At 73.6% G+C, this 20,649-nt stretch carries 19 protein-coding genes; 12 read left to right on the forward strand and 7 right to left on the reverse strand.

The features are described 5' to 3' along the window. The first annotated feature begins 20 nt into the window (after positions 1-20). The 4 genes from ACIO5E_RS11555 to ACIO5E_RS11570 all read left to right on the forward strand — a co-directional run bounded on the left by ACIO5E_RS11555 (position 21) and on the right by ACIO5E_RS11570 (position 3,762). On the forward strand, positions 21-824 hold the full coding sequence (locus ACIO5E_RS11555) for an SAM-dependent methyltransferase (protein ID WP_400666130.1): 804 nt from the start codon (positions 21-23) through the stop codon (positions 822-824). Between the two features lie 338 nt (positions 825-1,162). Continuing rightward, the gene (locus tag ACIO5E_RS11560) at positions 1,163-2,167 is read left to right on the forward strand and encodes a hypothetical protein (RefSeq protein WP_400666132.1); all 1,005 of its coding nucleotides are present in this window, start codon (positions 1,163-1,165) and stop codon (positions 2,165-2,167) included. Between the two features lie 78 nt (positions 2,168-2,245). Continuing rightward, positions 2,246-3,034 (forward strand): SDR family NAD(P)-dependent oxidoreductase, encoded by a 789-nt coding sequence (locus ACIO5E_RS11565; RefSeq protein WP_400666134.1) that lies wholly within the window; start codon positions 2,246-2,248, stop codon positions 3,032-3,034. Beyond that, complete coding sequence (locus ACIO5E_RS11570) at positions 3,031-3,762, forward strand: polysaccharide deacetylase family protein (protein ID WP_400666136.1); 732 nt, start codon at positions 3,031-3,033, stop codon at positions 3,760-3,762. The genes ACIO5E_RS11565 and ACIO5E_RS11570 overlap by 4 nt, the downstream gene beginning before the upstream one ends. A 55-nt stretch (positions 3,763-3,817) precedes the next feature. Here the strand turns inward: ACIO5E_RS11570 and ACIO5E_RS11575 are convergent, their stop codons facing one another. From ACIO5E_RS11575 to ACIO5E_RS11585, 3 genes are all read right to left on the reverse strand, one after another. After that, positions 3,818-4,897 (reverse strand): hypothetical protein, encoded by a 1,080-nt coding sequence (locus ACIO5E_RS11575; RefSeq protein WP_400666138.1) that lies wholly within the window; start codon positions 4,895-4,897, stop codon positions 3,818-3,820. Positions 4,898-4,909: 12 nt separating this feature from the next. Beyond that, positions 4,910-5,854, reverse strand: a complete 945-nt coding sequence (locus ACIO5E_RS11580; RefSeq protein WP_400666140.1) for an NAD-dependent epimerase/dehydratase family protein — start codon at positions 5,852-5,854, stop codon at positions 4,910-4,912. Positions 5,855-5,959: 105 nt separating this feature from the next. Then, entirely contained in the window at positions 5,960-7,084 is a 1,125-nt protein-coding gene (locus ACIO5E_RS11585) for a DegT/DnrJ/EryC1/StrS family aminotransferase (protein ID WP_400666142.1), read from the reverse strand. A 384-nt stretch (positions 7,085-7,468) separates the two neighbouring features. Between ACIO5E_RS11585 and ACIO5E_RS11590 the strand changes: the two genes are divergently transcribed. The 4 genes from ACIO5E_RS11590 to ACIO5E_RS11605 all read left to right on the forward strand — a co-directional run bounded on the left by ACIO5E_RS11590 (position 7,469) and on the right by ACIO5E_RS11605 (position 12,647). Then, positions 7,469-9,658 (forward strand): MMPL family transporter, encoded by a 2,190-nt coding sequence (locus ACIO5E_RS11590; protein ID WP_400666144.1) that lies wholly within the window; start codon positions 7,469-7,471, stop codon positions 9,656-9,658. A 220-nt stretch (positions 9,659-9,878) separates the two neighbouring features. Continuing rightward, positions 9,879-11,096 carry a sensor histidine kinase gene (locus ACIO5E_RS11595; protein WP_400666147.1) on the forward strand — a complete coding sequence of 406 codons (1,218 nt, stop codon included), beginning with the start codon at positions 9,879-9,881 and terminating at the stop codon, positions 11,094-11,096. Next, positions 11,093-11,773, forward strand: coding sequence for a response regulator (locus ACIO5E_RS11600; RefSeq protein WP_400666149.1), 681 nt, complete (start codon positions 11,093-11,095; stop codon positions 11,771-11,773). The genes ACIO5E_RS11595 and ACIO5E_RS11600 overlap by 4 nt, the downstream gene beginning before the upstream one ends. Positions 11,774-11,996: 223 nt before the next feature. Beyond that, entirely contained in the window at positions 11,997-12,647 is a 651-nt protein-coding gene (locus ACIO5E_RS11605) for a hypothetical protein (protein ID WP_400666150.1), read from the forward strand. Between the two features lie 102 nt (positions 12,648-12,749). Here ACIO5E_RS11605 and ACIO5E_RS11610 read toward each other — a convergent pair whose 3' ends face one another. From ACIO5E_RS11610 to ACIO5E_RS11625, 4 genes are all read right to left on the reverse strand, one after another. Beyond that, positions 12,750-13,475 carry a DUF4097 family beta strand repeat-containing protein gene (locus tag ACIO5E_RS11610; RefSeq protein ID WP_400666152.1) on the reverse strand — a complete coding sequence of 242 codons (726 nt, stop codon included), beginning with the start codon at positions 13,473-13,475 and terminating at the stop codon, positions 12,750-12,752. Between the two features lie 138 nt (positions 13,476-13,613). Then, the gene (locus tag ACIO5E_RS11615) at positions 13,614-14,243 is read right to left on the reverse strand and encodes a cytochrome P450 (RefSeq protein WP_400666154.1); all 630 of its coding nucleotides are present in this window, start codon (positions 14,241-14,243) and stop codon (positions 13,614-13,616) included. A 32-nt stretch (positions 14,244-14,275) separates the two neighbouring features. Beyond that, positions 14,276-14,812: a GNAT family N-acetyltransferase gene (locus tag ACIO5E_RS11620; RefSeq protein ID WP_400666156.1), complete on the reverse strand. Its 537-nt coding sequence runs from the start codon at positions 14,810-14,812 to the stop codon at positions 14,276-14,278. Positions 14,813-15,009: 197 nt separating this feature from the next. Next, positions 15,010-15,825: an SAM-dependent methyltransferase gene (locus tag ACIO5E_RS11625; protein WP_400666270.1), complete on the reverse strand. Its 816-nt coding sequence runs from the start codon at positions 15,823-15,825 to the stop codon at positions 15,010-15,012. Between the two features lie 315 nt (positions 15,826-16,140). Here ACIO5E_RS11625 and ACIO5E_RS11630 point away from each other — a divergent pair, with 315 nt between their 5' ends. The 4 genes from ACIO5E_RS11630 (at position 16,141) to ACIO5E_RS11645 (ending at position 20,639) form a co-directional block, all read left to right on the forward strand. Then, positions 16,141-16,497, forward strand: a complete 357-nt coding sequence (locus tag ACIO5E_RS11630) for a PRC-barrel domain-containing protein (protein ID WP_400666272.1) — start codon at positions 16,141-16,143, stop codon at positions 16,495-16,497. Between the two features lie 142 nt (positions 16,498-16,639). Beyond that, positions 16,640-16,906, forward strand: coding sequence for a metal-sensitive transcriptional regulator (locus tag ACIO5E_RS11635; protein ID WP_280680590.1), 267 nt, complete (start codon positions 16,640-16,642; stop codon positions 16,904-16,906). 302 nt (positions 16,907-17,208) lie between these two features. Beyond that, positions 17,209-18,642: an endonuclease/exonuclease/phosphatase family protein gene (locus tag ACIO5E_RS11640; protein ID WP_400666159.1), complete on the forward strand. Its 1,434-nt coding sequence runs from the start codon at positions 17,209-17,211 to the stop codon at positions 18,640-18,642. Between the two features lie 14 nt (positions 18,643-18,656). Beyond that, positions 18,657-20,639, forward strand: coding sequence for a phosphocholine-specific phospholipase C (locus tag ACIO5E_RS11645; RefSeq protein WP_400666161.1), 1,983 nt, complete (start codon positions 18,657-18,659; stop codon positions 20,637-20,639). The last annotated feature ends 10 nt before the right edge of the window (positions 20,640-20,649 follow it).

Raw genomic sequence — 20,649 nt, forward strand, 5'->3', positions numbered from 1 at the left:
CGACGGCGAGGGGGAATGCGATGAGCCTCTACGACGGGGTCGACCTGCGGCTGAACATGCCGCACTCGGCCCGGATGTACGACTACTACCTCGGCGGCTTCACCAATTTCGCCGCCGACCGCGAGGCCGCCGGACACGCCCTCGCCGTCGCGCCCTGGCTGCGCGCCGCCGCCCGCGCGAACCGCTCGTTCATCCATCGCTCCACTCGCACCCTCGCCCAGGCCGGCATCGACCAGTTCCTCGACATCGGCACCGGAATCCCCACCTCGCCCAACCTCCACGAGGTCGCCCAGGGCGTCGAGCCGCGCGCCCGCGTCGTCTACGCCGACAACGACCCGATCGTGCTCTCGCACGCCCAGGCCCTGCTCACCGGCACCCCCGAGGGACGCACCGCCTACGTCGAGGCCGACGTCACGGACCCCGCCCGCCTGCTCGCCTCGTCCGGCCTGCGCGACACCATCGACCTCACCCGCCCCGTCGGGCTCTCCCTCAACGCCCTGCTCCACTTCGTCCCCGACGGTCACGGCGCCCACGAGATCGTCGAGCACCTCAAATCCGCCCTCGCCCCCGGCAGTGCCCTGGTGATGACCCACGTCACCCCCGAATTCGCCCCGGCGGAGATCGCCCGCCTGGTCCGCATCTACGAATCCGCCGGCACCGCCGCCCAGGCCCGCACCCTCCCCGAGTTCACCCGCTTCTTCGACGGCTGGACCCTCATCGCCCCCGGCGTCGTCCCGACCCCGCACTGGCGTCCCACCCCCGCCGACCCGCCCACCACCGCCTCCGACGCCTCCGCGTACGCCGCCGTGGCCCTCAAGCCCTGACGCGCCTTCCGCGCGGCCAGGTCGCCGGCCGCCGCTCCCGACACGGCCGCCGCTTCCGGCACGGCAGCCGGCGCGGGGAGCCCGATGCTCCGCGCGGCCGAGGCGGGGCGCGAGGGCGCGAGTGCGCTGGTGCGGTAGGCCCGGCCGATCGCACGCCGGTGCCGGGCGCCGAGCGCCCCCTCATCACCGCCCTTCGGCAGGCCAGGGAAGTCGGCCCGTACGCTCTGCCGTCGGCGACGTGGTCGTGCCGTGTGGTCGTGCCGTCCCACCCGTGCGGCGGTATCGTCCCGGGCACAGACTGGTGGGAGATCGATGCTGCCCGCGAGGCTGGGAGAGGCATGCTGCTGGGACTCACCACCGCGTTGGCCGCCACCGTCTGCTTCGGATTCGGGGCGGTGTTCCAGGCCCGTGGCGCGCGGTCGGCGCCGCAGGCGGACCGGGTGCGGGCGGGGCTGCTGGCGGCGCTGGTGCGGTCGTGGGAGTTCCTGCTCGGCACGGCGCTGGACATCATCGGCTTCGGCTTGAGCATCGTGGCGCTGCGCAGTCTGCCCCTGTTCCTCGTGCAGGCCGTCACCAACGCGAGCCTGGCCGTGACGGCGCTGGCCGCCGTCTGGCTGCTCGGAGCCCGGCTGCGCCGGGGGGACGTGGCGGGGATCCTCGCGGTGGTGGTCGGTCTGACGCTGCTGGCGTCGGGTTCGGGCCGGGAGGGCCGCGAGTACGCCCCGGCCGTGTTCCACTGGGCGCTGCTCGCGACCACCGCCCTGATGCTGCTGCTCACCCTCGTCCTGGTGCGCCGGGACGGCACGGTCGCGGCGGCCGGGCTGGGGCTGCTGGCGGGGGTGGGGTTCGGGGTGACGAGCCTGGCGGTGCGGGTGCTGGACGCGTCGAGCCCGGCGGCCGTGCTCACCGACCCGGCGGCCTACGCGCTCGCGGCCGGCGGCCTGGGCGGCTACCTCGCGTACGCGCTGGCCCTGCAGCGCGGCACGGTGACGGCCGCGACCGCCGCCGGGACGGTCGCCGAGACCTTCGGCCCGGCCCTGGTCGGGGTGGCGGCGCTCGGTGACGCGGCCCGGCCGGGCTTCGAGTGGTGCGCGCTGGCGGGGTTCGCGGTGGCGGTGAGCGGCACCTTCCTGCTGTCCCGGTTCGGCGAGCTGGAGGGGGAGTCCGCGGAGGCCGCCGCGGCCCTGTGCGGCGCGAACCCGTCCGGCTCGGATCCGTCCGGCTCGGATCCGTCCGGCGCGGGCCCGAGCGCCTCGAACCGAGACGCCTCGAACCAGGACGCCTCGAACCCGGACACCTCGGGCCCGGACACCGAGGCGGAGTCGGCCGCCCCGCCCCGGTAGCCCGGACGATGCCGCCGTGCGAAGGTGACTTGCCGGACAAAACGGACGGCGACACGCCCACGGAGCGGCAGGTACGCGATGGCGGACGAAGCCCAGCCGGGCCCTCGACACCCGGGGCCCACCGACCGCCCGGTCGTGCTCGTCACCGGCGCCTCCTCCGGGATCGGCCTGGCCACCGCCACCCGCCTGGCCGACGCCGGCTGGCGGACCCTGCTGTCCGGCACCGACCAGGCCCGCCTCGACGAGGTCGCCGCCCGCACCGGCGGCCGCGCCCTGCCCGAGGACCTGAGCAAGCCGGACGGCCCGCGCCGCCTCGCCGAGGCGGCCCTCGCGGCGGCCGGCCGGGTGGACGTACTGGTCGCGAGCGCGGGCCTGGGCTGGCGCGGACCGTTCGTCGACACCCCTGCGGACGTCCTGGACCGGATGGTCGAGGTCAACTTCGCGGCCCCGCTGCGGCTGGTCCGCCTCCTCCTGCCGGGCATGCTGGAGCGCCGCCGCGGCCGGATCGTGCTGCTCGGCTCGATGGCCGGCCAGGTGGGCGTGCGCGACGAGTCGGGCTACGCGGCGACCAAGGGCGGGCTGGCGATGTTCGCGGAGAGCCTCTGGTACGAGCTGCGCGGCACCGGGGTCGGGGTGCGCCTGGTGCTGCCGGGCCCGGTGGACACCCCGTTCTTCGAACGGCGCGGGACGCCCTACCAGCGCGAGCGGCCGCGCCCCGTCTCGGCGGAGCGGGTCGCCGACACCGTGGTCGCGACCATCACCACCGAGCGCGACCGGCTGTACGTGCCGCACTGGCTCGGCCTCCCGGCCCGGATCCACGGCGTGGCGCCGGGGGTGTTCCGGCGGATGGCCGCCCGCTTCGGGTGAACACGGCCACCCGGGCGCTCACGGTGGCGGCCGCGGCCGAGTTCGCGCACCTGGCCCCCGCGGCGGTGCGCCTTCCGGTGCTGCGCCGCACGCTGGCCCGTCGGACGGCCGGCCTCGGCGCCGACCCGCTCCACGTCGCGCTGACCTTCGACGACGGCCCCGACCCGCGCAGCACCCCGTACGTCCTGGACGCGCTGGACGGGCTCGGCGGTGTGCGCGCCACGTTCTTCCTGCTGGGCTCGATGCTGGAGCGCGCTCCCGCCCTCGGCCGGGAGCTGGTGCTGCGCGGGCACGAGGTGGCCGTCCACGGCTGGTACCACCGGCCGCAGTGGTACCCGGCCCCGGTCCGCGACCTGCGCGAGGTGTGCCGCACCACCGAGGCGGTGACCGAGCTGTGCGGGGCCCGCCCGCACTGGTACCGCCCGCCGTACGGCGTGCTGACCGCCGGCCCGGCCCTGGCCGCCCGCCGCCTGGGCCTGCGCAGCGTCCTGTGGACGGCCTGGGGCCGGGACTGGACGGCGGAGGCGACCGGTGCGTCCGTCTACGCGACCGCCCGCCCCGGCCTCACCGGCGGTGCGACCCTGCTCCTGCACGACTCCGACTGCACTTCGGCCCCCGACTCCTGGCGCGCCACCCTCGCCGCGCTTCCCCTGATCGCCGCCCACTGCCGCACCCGGGCCCTGACCCTCGGCCCGCTCCGCGACCATGCCGTCCCCTGGCCGTCCTGAACCCCCGGTCCGTCCGGTGCCGCGCCGCGCACCGCGGTAGTCCCCGCCCGATGCCCTACGCCAACCCCACCTGCTCCAGGGCGCCCGTGAACCCCGTGCGCCAGCGCTCCGGGGTGGCGCCGGGGGAGGGCGCGGGCTCCGGGCGGGCGAGGGCGGCGAGGGCGTTGCGGACCACCTCGGCGGGGTGGGCGGAGGCGACGTCGGCGTGTCCGAGTTCCAGCTCGTGCTGGAGGTTGTCGCGGCCGTGGCCCTGGACGACGTCGAGTAGCAGCAGCCGCCGCCCGAGGGCGCGGGCCTCGCTGCAGGTGTCGCCGGAGCTGGTGACGACGAGGTCGGCGGCGGCCATCAGCGCGGGGATCCGGTCGGTGTAGCCGAAGGGCTGCAGGCGCGGCTCCCGGCGGGCGGCGGCCCGCAGTCTGCGTTCCAGTTCCCGGTTGCGCCCGGCGACGGCGAGCACGTGCGGCCCGGCGGCGGCGAGCGAGGCGGCGGTGCGGGCGAGCGGCCCGAGCCCCCAGGCGCCGGACATCAGCAGCACGCACGCGGCACCCGCCGGGACACCGAGGCCGGCACGAGCCTCGGCCCGGCCGGGCGGCCGGTAGAACGGTTCCCGCAGCGGCGCGGGCAGGACGGTGACGGCGGCGTCCGGCCGGTAGCGGCGGACGGCGCAGGCGGCGACCTCGGAGGTGACCAGGAAGAGGTCGGTGCCCTCCTGCACCCAGAGCCGGTGCGGCGTCACGTCGGTGCAGAACACGAAGTGCCGGAAGTCCCTGTTCGGCAGCCGGTTGACGGCCGAGGTGGCGGTGGCGAACACCGAGACCACCAGCTGCGGTCGCTGCGCCGCGACCAGCTCCCGCAGGGCCGGGACGAGCCGGGTGCGGGCCGCCGCGTCGGCGAGCAGCGCGAGCCGGGCGCCCGGCCGCAACGCCGAGAAGTGGAAGGCGTCGTACACGCCGGGCAGGTCGAGCAGCCGCCGGAAGACGGCTTCCCCGGCGGCGCCCGAGCGCTGCCCGAGCAGCGCCATCGCGTCCACGGTGCTGGTGGTCCAGCCGCGGGCCCGCAGGGTGTCCGCGCAGGCCTGGGCCATCACGTCGTGGCCCTGGCCGAGGGAGCCGGAGACGAGCAGCGCGTGCGGCATCGGGCGGCCCGGTCAGGAGGCGGCGGAGGCGGCGGTGTCGGTCCGGTACCAGTCCGCGTACCGCCGCACGCCGTCCGTGAAGTTGGTGTGCGGAGACCAGCCGAGCAGCCGTTTGGCCTGGGCGCAGGAGATCCGCCGGCCGGCGTAGTCGGCCTTTCGGCCGTCGATGTGCTCGATGCTGACGGGCCCCAGCAGCGTGTCGACGGTGTCCGCGATGTCGCGCACCGAGACGGCGGTCGAGCCCTCCAGGGCGAAGGTCTGGTCCTCGGCGGCGGGGGAGAGGGCCCGGACGTGGGCGTCGGCGAGGTCCTCGACGTAGACGAAGTTGCGGCTCTGCCGGCCGTCGCCGGCGATGGTGATCGGCCGTCCGGCGAGCGCCGCCTGGACGAACCGGGCGACGACCAGTTCGTCGCGCATCCGGGGCCCGTACGGGATGCCGTAGCGCAGGATGGTGAAGTGCTGCCCGTACAGCTCGCGGTAGCTGTGCACCAGCAGCTCGGAGGCGAGCTTGGTGGCGACGTAGAGGTGGCCGCTGCGCTCCAGCTCGATCGGCACGCGTTCGTCCAACTCCTGCTCACCGCCGTCGAGTTGGTCGTCGGTGAGGGCGGCGCCGTAGACCCAGACGGTGCTCGCCAGCACGGTGCGGCTCAGCCCGCTGCGCCGGGCGGCCTCCAGGACGGCCTCGGTGCCGTCGATGTTGGTCCGCACGGCCCGCACCGGGTCGGCGGAGACCTGTTCGACGTCGGCCATCGCGGCGAGGTGGTACACCACTTCGCTGCCGGCCAGCGCGGAGGTGAGCGCCGCCAGGTCGAGGACGTCGAGCCGGGCGTGCTCGGCGTCGGGGTTGAGGTACTTGTCGGTGGTGTCCACCGCGAGGACGTCGTGGCCGGCCGCGAGCAGGTGGTCCACGACGTGTGAGCCGATGAATCCGCATCCCCCGGTGACGGCTACCCGCACGTTCTCTCTCCTTGCCGAGCTCCTGGTCGTGCTCCTGGTCGAGCTTCCGGTGGTCGTGCCTCCGGTCGTGCCTCCGGTTGGGCCTGCCCGGCCGGGCGGACCCGGCTATCCGACGAGTCGCCGGTGCACCGCCGAGACGGCCTCGATGACCTGCTCCGTCTCGTCCTCGGTCATGTCGGAGTGGACCGGCAGGCAGACCTGCCGCGCGCAGACGTCCTCGGCGACCGGCAGTGCCTCGCGCCGGTAGGGGGCGAGGACGGGCTGCAGGTGCAGCGGCAGGTCGTACACCTCGCCGGACAGCCGCACGCCGTACTCCTCGGCGACCGCCCGCTTGAACGCGGCGCGCTCCACCCCGGGCGGCAGCAGCGCCACGTACTTGTAGTAGTTGCTCCGGCAACCGGGCGGTTCGAGCACCGGCTCCAGGCCGTCCAGCCCGGCCAGCGCCGCGTCGTAGCGGCGGGCGACGGCCCGGCGGGTCTCGATGAACTCCTTGAGCCGGCGCAGGTGCACGGCGCCGACGGCGGCGCTGAGCTCGCTCATCCGCCAGGCGTAGCCGAGCCGGACGTGGTGGTTGGTGGTGAAGGAGCCCTTGCCCTGGTCGCGGTAGGTGCGGGCCTCGTCGCGCAGCTCGGGCGACTCGGTGACGATCAGGCCGCCCTCGCCGCTGGTGATGACCTTGGTCGGGTAGAACGAGAAGGCCCCGGCCAGGCCGAACGTCCCGGCCGAGCGCCCGTCGAGGCTGCTGCCGTGGGCGTGCGCGGCGTCCTCGACCAGCGGGATGCCGCGGTCGTCGCAGATCGCGCGCAGCGCGCCGACCTGCGGGGTGACCAGGCCGCCGATGTGGACGAGTACGACGGCTGCGGTATCCGGGGTGAGGGCCGCCTCCAGCGTCTCGGGGGAGAGTGCCAGGGTGTCCGGGTCGACGTCGGCGATCACCGGACGCCCGCCGGCGTGCAGCACGGCGCCGGCGGTCGCGTAGAAGGTGACGGCAGGGACGACGACGTCGCGGCCCCGGACGTCGACGGTGCGCAGGATCACCTCCAGCGCCGCGGTGCCGCTGCTCACCGCGACGGCGTGCGAGGCGCCGTGCTCGGCGGCGAAGGCCTGCTCGAAGCGCTCGGTCCACGGGCCCAGGGTGAGGGCGCCGGTGGCGAGCATCTCCGTCACCGCGTCGGCGACGGCCGCGCGGTCGGATTCGTCGAACACGATGCGGGCGGCGGGAACGCCCATGGGTACCTCCGGCGGCGGGGCTGGATCGGCGGCGATCGGGTCGGATCGGCCTGAACCATGCGAAAAGGGTCGGGCCCACGCTACGTCGCCCGGCAGCCCGCGGCCCGTCGTCACCGCCCGCCCGGGTGACGGCGCCGGGCCCCGTCGAGCCGGCCGGGGCCGCCCGCGGAAGTACACCAGGCTGCTCCCGCCGCAGGCCGTGCGCTCCGCCGTTCGGGGAGGGGCCGTACTGCGTCCGCAGTACGCAAACGGCCTGCGCAGGGACGACGACGGAGCAGGGTCCGGCGATCAAGGATGGGTCATGCTGCGGGCGGTCCGCGTCGAAAGGCGCCGGCCCGGCCGCGGCGCGCACTCTGACCGAGATCCGAAGGAGTCCACTCTCCCGTGGCCACGTTCCTGTACCGCCTGGGCCGCTTGGCCTTCGCACGACGCCGGCTGGTGACCTTGCTCTGGGTCGCCGTGCTGGCCGTCTGCGGAGTCCTCGCGGCCAAGGCGCCCGCCGCACCCGACGACGGCTTCGCGATGCCCGGCACGGAGGCGCAGAAGGCCTTCGACCTGATGAACGAGCGCTTCCCCGGCGGCCACGCCGACGGCGCCTCGGCCCGCCTGGTGTTCGTCGCCCCGTCCGGGCAGAAGATCACCGCCGCGCCCAACGAGCAGGCGGTGGAGCGGACGGTCGCCGAACTCGCCCACGGCGAGGAGGTCACCGGCGCGGTCAGCCCGTTCAAGGCCGGCGCCGTCTCCAAGGACGGCACCACCGCGTACGCGACCGTCAGCTACTCCGTCAAGGCGGGCGAGCTGTCCAAGGGCGCCACCGACGCCCTGGAGCAGGCCGCCCAGCACGGGCGGGACGCCGGTCTGAAGGTCGAGGTCGGCGGCAACGCGCTGATGGCCAAGCCCGAGGCCGGCGGCAGCAGCGAGATGGTCGGCATGGCGCTGTCCGCGGTCGTCCTGGTGATCACCTTCGGCTCGCTCGTCGCCGCCGGGCTGCCGCTGCTCACCGCCGTGATCGGGGTCGGCCTCGGCATGGCCCTGATCACCGCGCTCGGCAGCACGCTCGGCCTGTCCTCCACCACCGGCACCCTCGCGATGATGCTCGGCCTCGCGGTCGGCATCGACTACGCCGTGTTCATCGTCTCCCGCTACCGGGCCGAGCTCGCCGAGGGCCGCACCCCGCAGGAGGCGGCCGGCCGGGCCGTCGGCACCGCCGGGTCCGCCGTGGTGTTCGCCGGGCTCACCGTGGTGATCGCCCTGGCCGGGCTCTCCGTGGTCGGTATCCCGATCCTCGCCAAGATGGGCATGGCGGCGGCCGGCACCGTGGTCATCGCCGTCCTGGTCGCGCTCACCCTGGTGCCCGCGCTGCTCGGCTTCATCGGTCGTCGGGTGCTGCCCCGCAAGGCCCGCAACGGTGTCGTCCGGCCGAAGAAGGAGAACGGCGGCTCCCGCTGGGCCCGGTTCGTGCTGCGCCGCCCGCTCGCCGTGCTGCTCGGCGCCGTGATCGGCCTCGGCGTGCTCGCGGCTCCCGCGCTCGACCTGCGGCTCGGCCTGCCCGGTGACGAGTCCAAGCCCACCTCCACCACCCAGCGCCGGGCCTACGACCTGCTGTCCGAGGGCTTCGGCCCCGGCTTCAACGGGCCGCTGACCGTCATGGTGGACGCCAAGGGCACGCCCGATCCGAAGGCCGCCGCGGGCGAGGTCGCCAAGACCGTCTCCGGGCTGCCCGGCGTGGTCTCCGTCACCCCGCCGATGTTCAACAAGGCGGGGGACACCGCCCTGCTGAACGCCGTCCCGGCCACCGGCCCGAGCGCCGCCGAGACCAAGGACCTGGTCCAGACGATCCGCGGCCACGCCGCCGGCCTCAAGACGGCCACCGGGGCGACGATCCTGGTCAGCGGCACGACGGCGATGAACATCGACGTCTCGCAGAAGCTCACCGACGCGCTGGTGCCCTACCTCGCCGTGGTCGTCGGCCTCGCCGTCGTCCTGCTGCTGGTGGTCTTCCGCTCCGTGCTCGTCCCGCTGAAGGCGGCGCTCGGCTTCCTGCTCTCGGTGGCCGCCGCGCTCGGCGCCGTGGTCGCGGTCTTCCAGTGGGGCTGGCTCGCCAACCTGATCGGCGTCGAACAGACCGGTCCGGTGATGAGCATGATGCCGATCTTCATGGTCGGCGTGGTCTTCGGCCTCGCCATGGACTACGAGGTGTTCCTGGTCACCCGGATCCGCGAGGGCTTCGTCCACGGCGAGCAGCCCCGTGAGGCCATCGTCACCGGCTTCCGGCACAACGCCCGGGTGGTCACGGCCGCCGCCTTCATCATGATCGCCGTCTTCGCGGGCTTCATCGGCATGGGCGAACCGATGATCAAGATGATGGGCCTGGGCCTCGCCGCGGCCGTCGCCTTCGACGCCTTCGTGGTCCGGATGACCATCGTGCCGGCCGTCCTCGCGCTGCTCGGCCGCCACGCCTGGTGGCTGCCGCGCTGGCTGGACCGGCTGATACCGGACATCGACGTCGAGGGCAGCAAGCTGCAGACCGCCGCCCCCGAACCGGCTCCGGTCCGGGAGTCCGTCGGCGTGTAAGGCCGGTCCCGCGGACCAGCCGGGGCCCGTCCCGATCAACGGGGCGGGCCCCGCCCTGGACAATGGTTCGATCCCTACCGTTACCGTTGCTGTCGGGGTCCGCCACGCGCACGGCGGCCCCCGACCCGGCCCACCCCGCCCGGCAGGGCGCGGTTCGGCACGAACTGGCAGAACCCGGCGAGGGTGCCGCCAGGGCACCCCCGACCCGGAGAGCACCACCATGAGCGACACCTGGCAGCGGCTGCGCTGCGACCACCCTCGGCTGCTCGACGCCGTCGGTGGCGTCGTGCTGGTCGCGATGACCTTCGCCGGTGCCAACGTCGACCAGACCGGCCACGTCATCCCCTTCCGGCCGCTCAGCGGCGCCATCGCGCTGGTCTCCGCCGTCGCCGTGTTCGCCCACCGCCGCTACCCGCGCCTGGTGGTCGTCATCACGCTGATCTGCACGATGGCACTCGTCGCCACCACCCCCCGGCTCACCCCCGGGCTGGCCACCCCGCTGCTCCTCACGCTCTACTTCCTCGCCGTCCGCACCGACCGCTCCACCGCCCTGCGCGCCTCGATCGCCTCCGCCGTCCTGCTCACCGGCACGTCGCTGATCGGCGAGGGCGGCGGCCCGATCGGCGCACGGCTCGGCGTCCTCGCCTGGGCCCTGCTGCCCGGCGCCCTCGGCGACTCCATCCGCAACCGCCGAGCCCACCTCGCGGCCATCGAGGAACGCGCCGAACGCGCCGAACGCACCCGCGAGGAGGAGGCCCGCCGCCGGGTCGCCGACGAGCGGATCCGGATCGCCCGCGACCTGCACGACGTCGTCGCCCACCACATCGCCCTCGCCAACGCCCAGGCCGGCATCGCCGTCTACCTCATGGACCGTCACCCCACCCAGGCCCGCGAGGTGCTCAGCCACATCACCGACGCCACCGGCTCCGCGCTCCAGGAGCTGCGCGCCACCGTCGGCCTGCTGCGCCGCGCCGAGGAGCCCGCCCCGCTCGAACCGGCCCCCGGCCTCGACCGGCTCCCCGACCTGATCAACTCCTTCGAACGCACCGGCCTGCCGGTCCGGCTCACCGTCGAGGGCGAGGCCCGCGCGCTGTCTCCCGGCGTCGACCTCACCGCCTACCGGATCGTCCAGGAGTCGCTCACCAACGTGGCCAAGCACGCCCGCGGCGCCGACGCCGAGATCACCCTCGCCTACAGCGGCAGCCGGGTCGCCGTCAGCGTCGCCAACGGCCGTCCCCCGGCCGGCGCCCGCCCCCGACAGGCCCTGCTGCCCCACCCCGCCCCCGGCGAGGGCGGCTTCGGGCTGATCGGCATGCGCGAACGGGCCGGCGCGGTCGGCGGCCGGTTCACCGCCGACCACCGCCCCGACGGGGGCTTCCTGGTCACGGCCGAACTTCCGCTGCGCACCGGCGCCCGAGACGACAAGGACCACACATGACCATCCGGGTACTGCTCGCCGACGACCAGGCGCTGCTGCGCGGCGCCTTCCGGGTCCTGATCGACGCCGAGGACGACATGGAGGTGGTCGGCGAGGCCGTCGACGGCCGCCAGGCCGTCGAACTCGCCCGCGCCACCCGTCCCGACATCGTCCTGATGGACATCCGGATGCCCGGCGCCGACGGCCTCGGCGCGACGGCCGCCATCTGCGGCGACGAGGAGCTGGCCGGCACCCGGGTGCTGATCCTCACCACCTTCGAGATCGACGAGTACGTGGCCCAGGCGCTGCGCGCGGGCGCGGGCGGCTTCCTCGGCAAGGGGGCGGACCCGGCGGAACTGCTCTCCGCCGTCCGTACCGTCGCCGCCGGGGACGCCCTGCTCTCGCCCGCCGCCACCCGGGCCGTCATCGACCAGTTCCTCGCCCAGCCCGATCCGGCGGCCGGCGCGAACGCCGCGGCGGAGCGCCTGTCCGTGCTCACCGCCCGCGAGCGCGAGGTGATGTCCATGGCCGCCACCGGGCTCACCAACGAGGAGATCGCCGAGCGGATGTTCGTCAGCCCCTTCACCGTCCGGACCCACGTCCACCGCGCGATGGCCAAGCTGGACGCCCGCGACCGGGCCCAACTCGTCGCCATCGCCTACCAGTCCGGCCTGGTCCCGCCCGGCCGTCCGGCCTGACCGAACGGGACCGGTTCGACCGAACCGAACCGGCCTGGTCTGGCCCGAACCGGTTCAGCCAGGCCGGGCCCACCTCGCGCCGTCCGAGGCGGTAGCAGCCCTGGGCAACCGTCAAACTCCGGCCATATATCGAGGATCTGAATTCCAGCCTGCCCGAAAACGACCTCCGAACTGGTGTATCAGCGAGTAGTCTGCCGATGACTCAGAATGAGGAGGGGTGTTCGTGGAAACGAAGGACACGGCAGGCGAGGTGCGGATTCTCCAGCCGTTGCCCGGGCGCACGGCCAACGGATCGCAGGCGTTCGACCTGCGGTTGACACGTTTGCTCCGCCTGCTCGGGGTCGACGCCGCGCACGGGCCGGACTTTCCGAGTGCGGCCCGGTGGGAGGTCCACAAGGCGCTCTCCGGGCGCACCGAACTGCCCGAGGAGTACTTCGAGGCACTGCTGGAGGCGGCGGTCTACGACCCCAACCCGAGCTTCAACCGGCGCTTCGTCGAGCCCGCCCTGCTCGCCTTCGGTCAGCGCCGGGTGCGGCTGACCCTGCTCGGCTACCTGCACACCGGCACCGACGCGGAACGGGCCGGCGCCGCCCGGGCCTGGTACTGGACGTCCCTGTCGGTCGGGGACGGCCGCAACACGGCCGCCGCCGACGAGGGGTCGGTCGTCCGGGACGCCTGGTACGAGGCCGCGCTGCGCGAGTTCGTCGCCAACGAGGACCTGGACGTCCGGCGCTGCATCCTCCCCGGGCTGCCCCTCGTGCCGCGCGCCTACCCGCCGCAACTGCACGACCTGGTGGAGGCCGCGGTGGCCATCGCGCGCTCGCACCCGGACGAGTACATCCGTCACCGCGCCGAGATCCAGGTCGGGCTCTGACCGCCCCCGGCCCCGCCACACCCCGGCGGGGCCGGGGAAGCGCGGACCCCGGTCGGCGGGCCGTGGGACGAACGCGTCGGGGCCTCCTGCCGGCGGACCGGGTCAGCCCGTCTTGACGGTGATCTCGCCGATGTTCGTCCCGAGGTCCAGCCGGTACTTCCCGTTCGGGTCGCTCTGGACGCCGATGTGCTTCTCGCCCAGGTCGGTCGAGGCGGTGACGTGGTAGGAGGAGGTCGGCACGGTCACGTTGATCTCGCCGTTCGAGGTCTTTGCCGTGATGTCCTGGGCCTTGCCGGGGGTGAGCTTGATCCCGCCGTTGTCGGTCTTGGCGCTGACCCGGTCGCCCTTGAGCGAGGTGCCCTTGATCTCGCCGTTGTCGGTGCGCACGTCGACCGGCCCGGCCACGTCGTCGAGCGTGATGTCGCCGGAACTGGTGTGCACCGAGACCTCGCCGACCTGCGAGAGCTTGACCCCTCCCGAGGACGTCCCGCCGCTGATCGGCAGCCCCGGCGGCAGCTCGACGGTGTAGTCCACCGAGCAGTTGCGCCCGCAGCCGCTCAGCACCAGCACGCCGCCGTCCACCCGGGTGGTCGCGCCGGGCTTGCCGCTGCGGTACTCGATGTCGCGGTGGACGGCGGCCTGGGTGGCGCCGGCCTTCCCGTGGACGGTGACGTCCCCGGCGGAGGTGTCCAGCTTGATGGCGGTGATCTTGTCCGAGACGGTCGCGTCGTCACTGAACCTGGTCCCGACCGGGTTGCAGGCGCTGAGCACCCCGGCGGCGAGCCCGGCGACCACGAGTGCCCCTGCGTAGCGGCGGTACCTGCCCATGTTCGTCCCCCCATGTCCTGCGCGTCTGCCGCGCGATGGCCCGTGCTGACCGCCCCTGTCCGGGGCCGTCCCGACGACAGTAACCGCGCGTGGTGGCCCCGGTCGGTGGTATTAACCCCCCCAAAGAACGGTGGCGAGCTACCCCGCTACGCGGACCGGAAGCCGTGTGAGGCCGCGGGTGATGAGACTGCGGCGCCACGTCCGGTCCGCACCGGGGGCGAGAGCGAGAGCTGGGAAACGGGTGAAGAGGGAGTTCAGAGCGGTCGCGGCCTGCAGCCGGGCGAGCGGCGCACCCAGGCAGTAGTGGATACCGTGGCCGAAGGCCATGTGGGAGGGCGAGGGTCGGCGGATGTCGAAGGTGTCGGGGCGGGGGAACCGGGCGGGGTCTCGGTCGGCCGCGGACAGAGCGACCATGACGGTCTCGCCACCGCCCGGGATCACGACATCCGTTTCGCCGACCCGCCAGGGTGTGGTGGTGAACCTGCGGGTGGAGAAGACCTGCGGGCCCGCATAGCGCAGAATCTCCTCGACCGCGCCCGGCAGAAGTGTCCAGTCGGCACGCAGCGCGGGCAGTTGCTCCGGATGGTGGAGCAAGGTGAGGACACCGTTGGCGATCAGGTTGGTGGTTGTCGCGTGGCCCGCCACCAGCAGCAGGAACGTGGTGGCACGCAGCTCGGTGTGCGTCAGCCGGTCCGCATCCTCGTCGGTGGTCCGAATCAGGGCGCTCAGCAGGTCGTCGGCAGGGTGGCGGCGCTTCTCCTCGATCAATCCGTCGAGCCTCCCGCCGGGCCGGGATCCGCTCACCCCTGCCGGGCGTGCGGGGACCCGGCCGTGGCGGCCAGGCGGCGGGTCAGTACGCGCGTGGTGGTGCCGTCGTCCTCGCTGATGTCCCGGACGTGCTCGAAGCCGATCCTGTCCAGCAAGGTCAGCGAGGCGTTGTTCGATGCCGCTACGGTGGCGTGCACCTCGGTCAACGCGAGAGCGTCGAAGCCGTAGGCCACGAGGGCCTGGGCCAACTCCGTCCCCAGGCCCGATCCCCACGCCGCCGGGGTGAGCGCGTAGACGATCTCGTGGCCCGCGACCGTATCGGTCGGCTTGATCTCGGCATGCCCGATCATCACACCGTCCCTGCGAACAGCCCAGACATCTAACAGGTCCTGGGCGTAGACCTTCGTGAAGATCCGCCCGAACAGGGCCCGGTCCGCCTCCTCGGAAGCAGGGCCGTCACCCATCCACTGCGACACCCTCACATCCTGGAACAGGGCCACGAAGTCCTCTTCGTCCGCGGGGACGTAGGGGGCGAGGAGCAGGCGCCGGGTGTGCAGAGTCGGGGTCATGGTCGGCGACGCTACCCATCCGGCGTCACGCCCGGCAAGCCACTTTCACCAGCGCAGACCCCGCCGGGCGCAGCCCCGGCCGCCATCGCACCGGCGACACCGTCCGCGCCGGAGGAATCGCCGATCGGCGCCCAGGGGCCATTGCCTGGTCGACCAGAAAATCAGTAGACCGGTCGGTATATTCCTTGCCGGAGGCGTCAGGGCTTGCGGCCGACCGCGCCGTACATGCTGACGCGGTCGGCGCCGGGGGCGGGGGTGGTGTCGGGGCGCCAGAGCGGAACGGTGGTGACGCCGGGGTCGAGGATGTCGAGGCCGTCGAAGAAGGTGCGGACCTCGTCGCGGGTGCGGCCGACGAGGGGTGCGGCGGCCTTGTCGTAGATGCCGGTGACGCGGTCGCGGATCTCGGCGGGGATGAAGTCGGCGGTGCCGTGCGAGAGGACCAGGTGACTGCCGGAGGGGAGCGCGTCCAGCAGGGTGCCGACCGCCTGGTGCGGCTTGTCCTCGTCGCGCAGGAAGTGCAGGACGGCAGCGAGGACGAGGCCGACCGGTCGGGAGAGGTCGAGCAGCCCCTCTACCTCGACGACGGCGAGCACGGCGGACGGTTCGCGGAGGTCGGCCTGGAGGACGGCGGTCCGCCCAGGGCCGGCGCCGGACATCAGGGCGCGCGCGTGGCTGAGCACGATCGGGTCGTTGTCGACGTAGACGACCCGGGTGCCCGGGCTGGCGGCCCGGGCGATCTCGTGGGTGTTGCCGGCGGTGGGGATGCCGGTGCCGATGTCGAGGAACTGGTCGATGCCGAGATCGGCGACGCAGCGTACCGCGCGGGTGAGGAAGCCTCGATTGGCCCGCGCGGTGGAGCGAAACTCGGGGTTGGCGGCGAGCGCCTTCTCGGCGGCGGCACGGTCGGCGGGGAAGTTGTCCTTCCCGCCGAGGTAGTAGTCGTACATCCGGGCCGGGTGCGGGATGTCGGGCCTCAGGTCGGCGGGGATCCCGGGCTCGCCGGGCTCCCACATGCTCGTGTGTCCCACGGTTGCCGCCCCCATCTGCTGACGATCGGATGATCTGCTTGTGACTCCCTCGGGCGACAGCGTAAAGCGCAGGTCACGGCCCGCGTGCCGGTTGGTCGGGTCACCCCTGTATGTCCCTTTTCGGCCGGTCGACCGCCGCCCGGTCAACCTCTTGCGGTCCGTCCCGCCGTCCGTCCCGCCGTTCGTCGTGCGCCCCCGCGCGTACCGGCGGAGGATGGGAGGTCCCGGCGGTGAACCGGTGCCGGAAGACGTTGACGGCGGAGGCAGATGCCGGACGGGAGACGGGAGGTCGATGCCGTGGTGATCGCTATGGCAGACATCCGCGAGTGGCGCGGCCATCCGGTGGTCGACGAGAAGAGCCATCGCATCGGCTCGCTGGAGTCCGTCTACGTGGAGACGGCCACCGACCAGCCGTTCGTCGCCACCGTCACGGTCGGCCTGGCGGGCAGGCGTCGCCTGGTGTTCGTCCCGCTCGACGGGGCGGTGGTCGGACCGGGCTACGTTCGGGTGGCCTTCCCGAAGAGCCAGGTCAAGCAGGCCCCCGCGATCGGCACCGACGATGTCCTGCCCGCTGAGGACGAACCCGCCGTGTTCGCGCACTACGGGCTGCCGTACGAGACCGGCGCCGGCGGTGAGCGCCGCCTCGCCCGCCGTTGAGCCCCTCCTGTCCGCCTGCCCGCAGGCCTGCGCTCCTGCCTGCCTGCGCGCCTGCCCCGAGGCGAGCATCGCCCCGCCCTGGAATGGATACCCCACCGGGTACAGTTGTCACTCGACAGTCGACGCGAAAGGCGGCCCGGACATGCAGGTGGACGAGGAGTCGGTCGGCGCGGTCCTGAACCGGCTGCGCCGCGCCCAGGGTCAGTTGGCCGGGGTGATCGCGATGATCGAGGCGGGGCGTGACTGCAAGGACGTGGTCACCCAGCTCGCCGCCGTCTCGCGCGCCCTCGACCGGGCCGGGTTCAAGATCGTGGCCAGCGGCATGCGCCAGTGCATGGCCGCCGCCGACGAGGACGCCGCGCCGATGAGCGAGGCCGAGCTGGAGAAGCTGTTCCTCGCCCTGGCCTGACCGTCGGGCAGCAGGGCAGCAGGGCAGCAGAGCAGCACCAGGGCCGCAGCGGATCTCCGCCGCGGCCCTTTCCGGCGTTCCGGGAGGGGGATTCCCCGCCGCCGGTCACGGAGTTCCCGAACCGCCCGATGTTCCGTCATGCGTCGTTCATGTTCCGGTCGCTGACCTTCGGATGAATGAGGGCCGCCCGCAGTTGTACAGCCAACTGCGGCGTCAACCCTCCCCAGCCTCCGTGACCAGCCGCGCGCGGACCCGGCGCCGACCCCCGGCGGACCGGGCCCCGGGCGGCGGACAGGAAAACCGTGGCCGCAGGCAGCGCCCTGACCCTCACCTCCTCCGCCAACCCCACCGAAGGCGACCGGCTCACCTTCCACTGGAGCACCGACGCCCCCGACGCCAAGAACTGGGTCGGCATCTACGACGGCGACCGCCGTCCCGGCACCGGCTCCTCCCTCCTCTGGAAGTACACCCCCGCCGCCTCCGGCGACCTCCAGCTCGACACCTCGGCGCTGACCGGCGGCCCGTACACCGCTTACCTGCTCGCCAAGGACGGCTACGGCATCCTCGCCCAGAGCGCCCCGTTCAGCTTCCGCGCCAAGCCCGCGGTCGTCCGTCCGCACAGCGCCGTGGACGCCGTCACCACCACGCCCGTCGCCCCCGGCGCGGCGGTGTCCGTCAAGCTCGGCGGCCTCTGGTCCCGCCCGGCCGGCAACCCGGCCGGGACGGCCGCCTTCCGCAAGGTCAGCGGGCCGTCCTGGCTGACCGTCGCCGCCGACGGGACGCTCACCGGCACCGCACCCCCGGCGGCCAAGACCCCCGAGGTGGCCGTCGTCGGCGTCAAGGACAGCGCGGGCGCCACCGACACCGTCACCGTCCTCGTCCCCGTCGTCGATCCGGCCGCGCCGCCGCGCCTCAAGGCCGCCAGCTGGAACCTGCACGACGCGGGCGCCGGCTACACCGACGCGTTGGAGAAGCAACTGCGCGTCGTCCTCACCCAGGGCCTGGACGTGCTCGCCCTGCAGGAGACCGCCGGCGAGCGGGCGAAGACCCTCGCCGACGCCCTGGGCTGGTACGCCTACCAGAGCCCCGGCAGCGTCGGCATCCTGAGCCGCCACCCGCTAGTCGACGTCACCCCGGTGACCGCCGACCTGCCCGCCGCCGGGGTCACCCTGCAGCTGGCCGGTGGCCGCACCGTCCGCTTCTGGGCCGCGCACCTCGACGAGGCGGACTACGGCCCGTACGCGCTCCAGGACGGTCGGACCGCCGCCCAGACGGAGGCCGCCGAGACCGCTTCGCTCCGGCTGAAGCAGGCCAAGGCGCTGGCCGCCGCGGTGCGCGCGGACATCGCCCGGCACACCCCGGTGGTGCTCGCCGGCGCCCTCTCCTCGCCGTCCCACCTGGACTGGACGGCCGCCACCGCCACCGCGCACGGCGGTGTCGGGGCGCTGAACTGGCCGGTCAGCCTCGCTCTTCAGGGCGCCGGGCTGACCGACAGCTTCCGCGAGGAGAACCGCGACCCGGTCAAGTTCCCGGGCGCCACCTGGTCGCCCACCCGCCGGCAGCGCGGCACCAAGCCCGAGCCGCAGGATCGCATCGACTACGTCCAGTACGCCGGCCCGCTGAAGCTGGTCGAGGCGCACACCCTGGTCGCCGACTGGCCGCAGCCCGAGCCGAACGACGCCGCCAACGAGTGGCCCTCCGACACCGCCGCCGCCGTCGCCACCTTCCAGCTCTGAGAGGCCAGTTCACGATGCCCGAGCTCTCCCGCCGCACCTTCGTCGGCGCCACCGCGGCCGTCGGCGCCACCGCCCTGACCGGCCTGGCCGCAGGCCCCGTCGAGGCCGCCTCCGCCGACGCCGCCCCCGGCCGGCTCACCGGCACCATCAAGGACGTCAAGCACGTCGTCGTGCTGATGCAGGAGAACCGCAGTTTCGACCACTACTTCGGTACGCTCAGCGGTGTCCGCGGCTTCGGCGACAAGCAGGCGCTCCGGTTCCCGGACGGCGCCGACGTGTTCCGCCAGCCGGACAGCCGTCGCAGCGACGGCGGCGCCATGCTGCCGTACCGAATGGACACCTCGAAGTACAACGCGCAGAACGCCGGGGGTCTGGCCCACGACTGGGCGACCGGCCACCAGGCGATCAACAACGGTGCGATGAACAAGTGGATCGCCGCCAAGGGCGAGCGCACCATGGGCTACTTCACCCGGGACGACATCCCCTACCAGTACGCCCTGGCCGACGCGTTCACCCTGTGCGACGCCTACTTCACCTCCCTCGCCGGGCCGACCGACCCCAACCGCCTCTACCTGTGGACCGGCACCTCCGGCCCCGGCCGCGACGGCACCACCGGGCCGTGGATCGACAACACCCCGGTCACCGACAACCCCGTCGCGGACTGGACCACCTACGCCGAGCGCCTGGAGCAGGCCGGCGTCAGCTGGCGGGTCTACCACAACCCCAGCAAGGACGACCGCACCGGCGACTACGACGACAACGCCCTCTCCTACTTCAAGCAGTTCCACAACTTCCCGCCCACCGACCCGCGTTACATCAACGCGATGACGAAGTTCGACCCGACCGACTTCGACCGCCACTGCAAGGACGGCACCCTGCCGACCATCTCCTGGCTGGTCGCCCCGTACCTGTTCTCCGAGCACCCGGACGCCGGCCCGGCGTACGGGGCGCACTGGGTCAACCAGGCGCTCCAGTCACTGATGTCCAACCCGGAGGTGTGGCAGCACACCGTCTTCCTGGTCATGTACGACGAGAACGACGGCTACTTCGACCACATGGTCCCGCCCACCCCCGAGCCCGGCACCCCCGAGGAGTTCACCCAGGGCCGCGCCATCGGCCTCGGCAACCGCGTCCCACTCTGGGTCGTCTCGCCCTGGTCGCGCGGCGGTTGGGTCAACTCCCAGGTCTTCGACCACACCTCGGTGCTGCGCTTCATGGAGCAGGTCACCGGCGTCGCCGAGCCCAACATCTCGGCCTGGCGCCGGGCCGTCTGCGGCGACCTCACCAGCTGCTTCGACTTCGCCGCGCCGAACACGTCGATCCCGTCGCTGCCCGACACCACCGCCCTGATGGCCAAGGCCGACGCGGGCGCCAAACTGCCCGGCGTCGTCCTCCCGGCCGTCGGCGCCCAGTCGATGCCCGTCCAGGAGCGGGGCGAGCGCCCGCACCGCCCGCTGCCCTACCAGCCGTGGGCCGACGTGGACGTGGACCGCAAGACCGGGAAGGTCGTCTGCACCCTGAGCAACGACGGTTCGGTGGCCTTCCCGTACACCGTCTACCCCAACATCGCGTTCCCGTTCGCGGGCACCCCGTACACCGTCGCCCCCGGCGCCACCGCCCAGTACGTCTGGGACGCCGCCGCCACCAACGGCCGCTACGACTTCACCGTCCACGGTCCGGACGGCTTCGTGCGCCGCTTCGCCGGCACCGTGGTGCGCGACGGCCGGGACGGCCAGAACGACGTCGCCGTACCGATCGTCACCGCCGACCTGCGCGGCAGCCGGCTGACCCTCCAGCTCGTCAACGACGGCCTGACCGACCTCGCCTACACGGCCGCCCCCAACGACTTCGCGGGCACCGCGCAGACCGTCTGGGTCCGCCCCGGCAAGCAGGTCAACCTGGCCTGGCCGCTGGACAAGCAGGGCCGCTACGACGTCGTCGTCACCGCCCACACCGGTCGCCGCTTCACCCAGCGCTACGCGGGCTGGGTCCACTAGCGGCACCGGG

Source organism: Kitasatospora sp. NPDC087314 (assembly GCF_044744365.1).
GTDB lineage: Bacteria > Actinomycetota > Actinomycetes > Streptomycetales > Streptomycetaceae > Kitasatospora.

Coding starts and splice junctions, on each gene's coding strand:
- ACIO5E_RS11555 (WP_400666130.1), top strand. CDS start 21: ATGAGCCTCTACGACGGGGTCGACCTGCGGCTGAACATGCCGCACTCG.
- ACIO5E_RS11560 (WP_400666132.1), top strand. CDS start 1,163: ATGCTGCTGGGACTCACCACCGCGTTGGCCGCCACCGTCTGCTTCGGA.
- ACIO5E_RS11565 (WP_400666134.1), top strand. CDS start 2,246: ATGGCGGACGAAGCCCAGCCGGGCCCTCGACACCCGGGGCCCACCGAC.
- ACIO5E_RS11575 (WP_400666138.1), bottom strand. CDS start 4,897: ATGCCGCACGCGCTGCTCGTCTCCGGCTCCCTCGGCCAGGGCCACGAC.
- ACIO5E_RS11585 (WP_400666142.1), bottom strand. CDS start 7,084: ATGGGCGTTCCCGCCGCCCGCATCGTGTTCGACGAATCCGACCGCGCG.
- ACIO5E_RS11595 (WP_400666147.1), top strand. CDS start 9,879: ATGAGCGACACCTGGCAGCGGCTGCGCTGCGACCACCCTCGGCTGCTC.
- ACIO5E_RS11600 (WP_400666149.1), top strand. CDS start 11,093: ATGACCATCCGGGTACTGCTCGCCGACGACCAGGCGCTGCTGCGCGGC.
- ACIO5E_RS11610 (WP_400666152.1), bottom strand. CDS start 13,475: ATGGGCAGGTACCGCCGCTACGCAGGGGCACTCGTGGTCGCCGGGCTC.
- ACIO5E_RS11620 (WP_400666156.1), bottom strand. CDS start 14,812: ATGACCCCGACTCTGCACACCCGGCGCCTGCTCCTCGCCCCCTACGTC.
- ACIO5E_RS11625 (WP_400666270.1), bottom strand. CDS start 15,825: ATGTGGGAGCCCGGCGAGCCCGGGATCCCCGCCGACCTGAGGCCCGAC.
- ACIO5E_RS11635 (WP_280680590.1), top strand. CDS start 16,640: ATGCAGGTGGACGAGGAGTCGGTCGGCGCGGTCCTGAACCGGCTGCGC.
- ACIO5E_RS11645 (WP_400666161.1), top strand. CDS start 18,657: ATGCCCGAGCTCTCCCGCCGCACCTTCGTCGGCGCCACCGCGGCCGTC.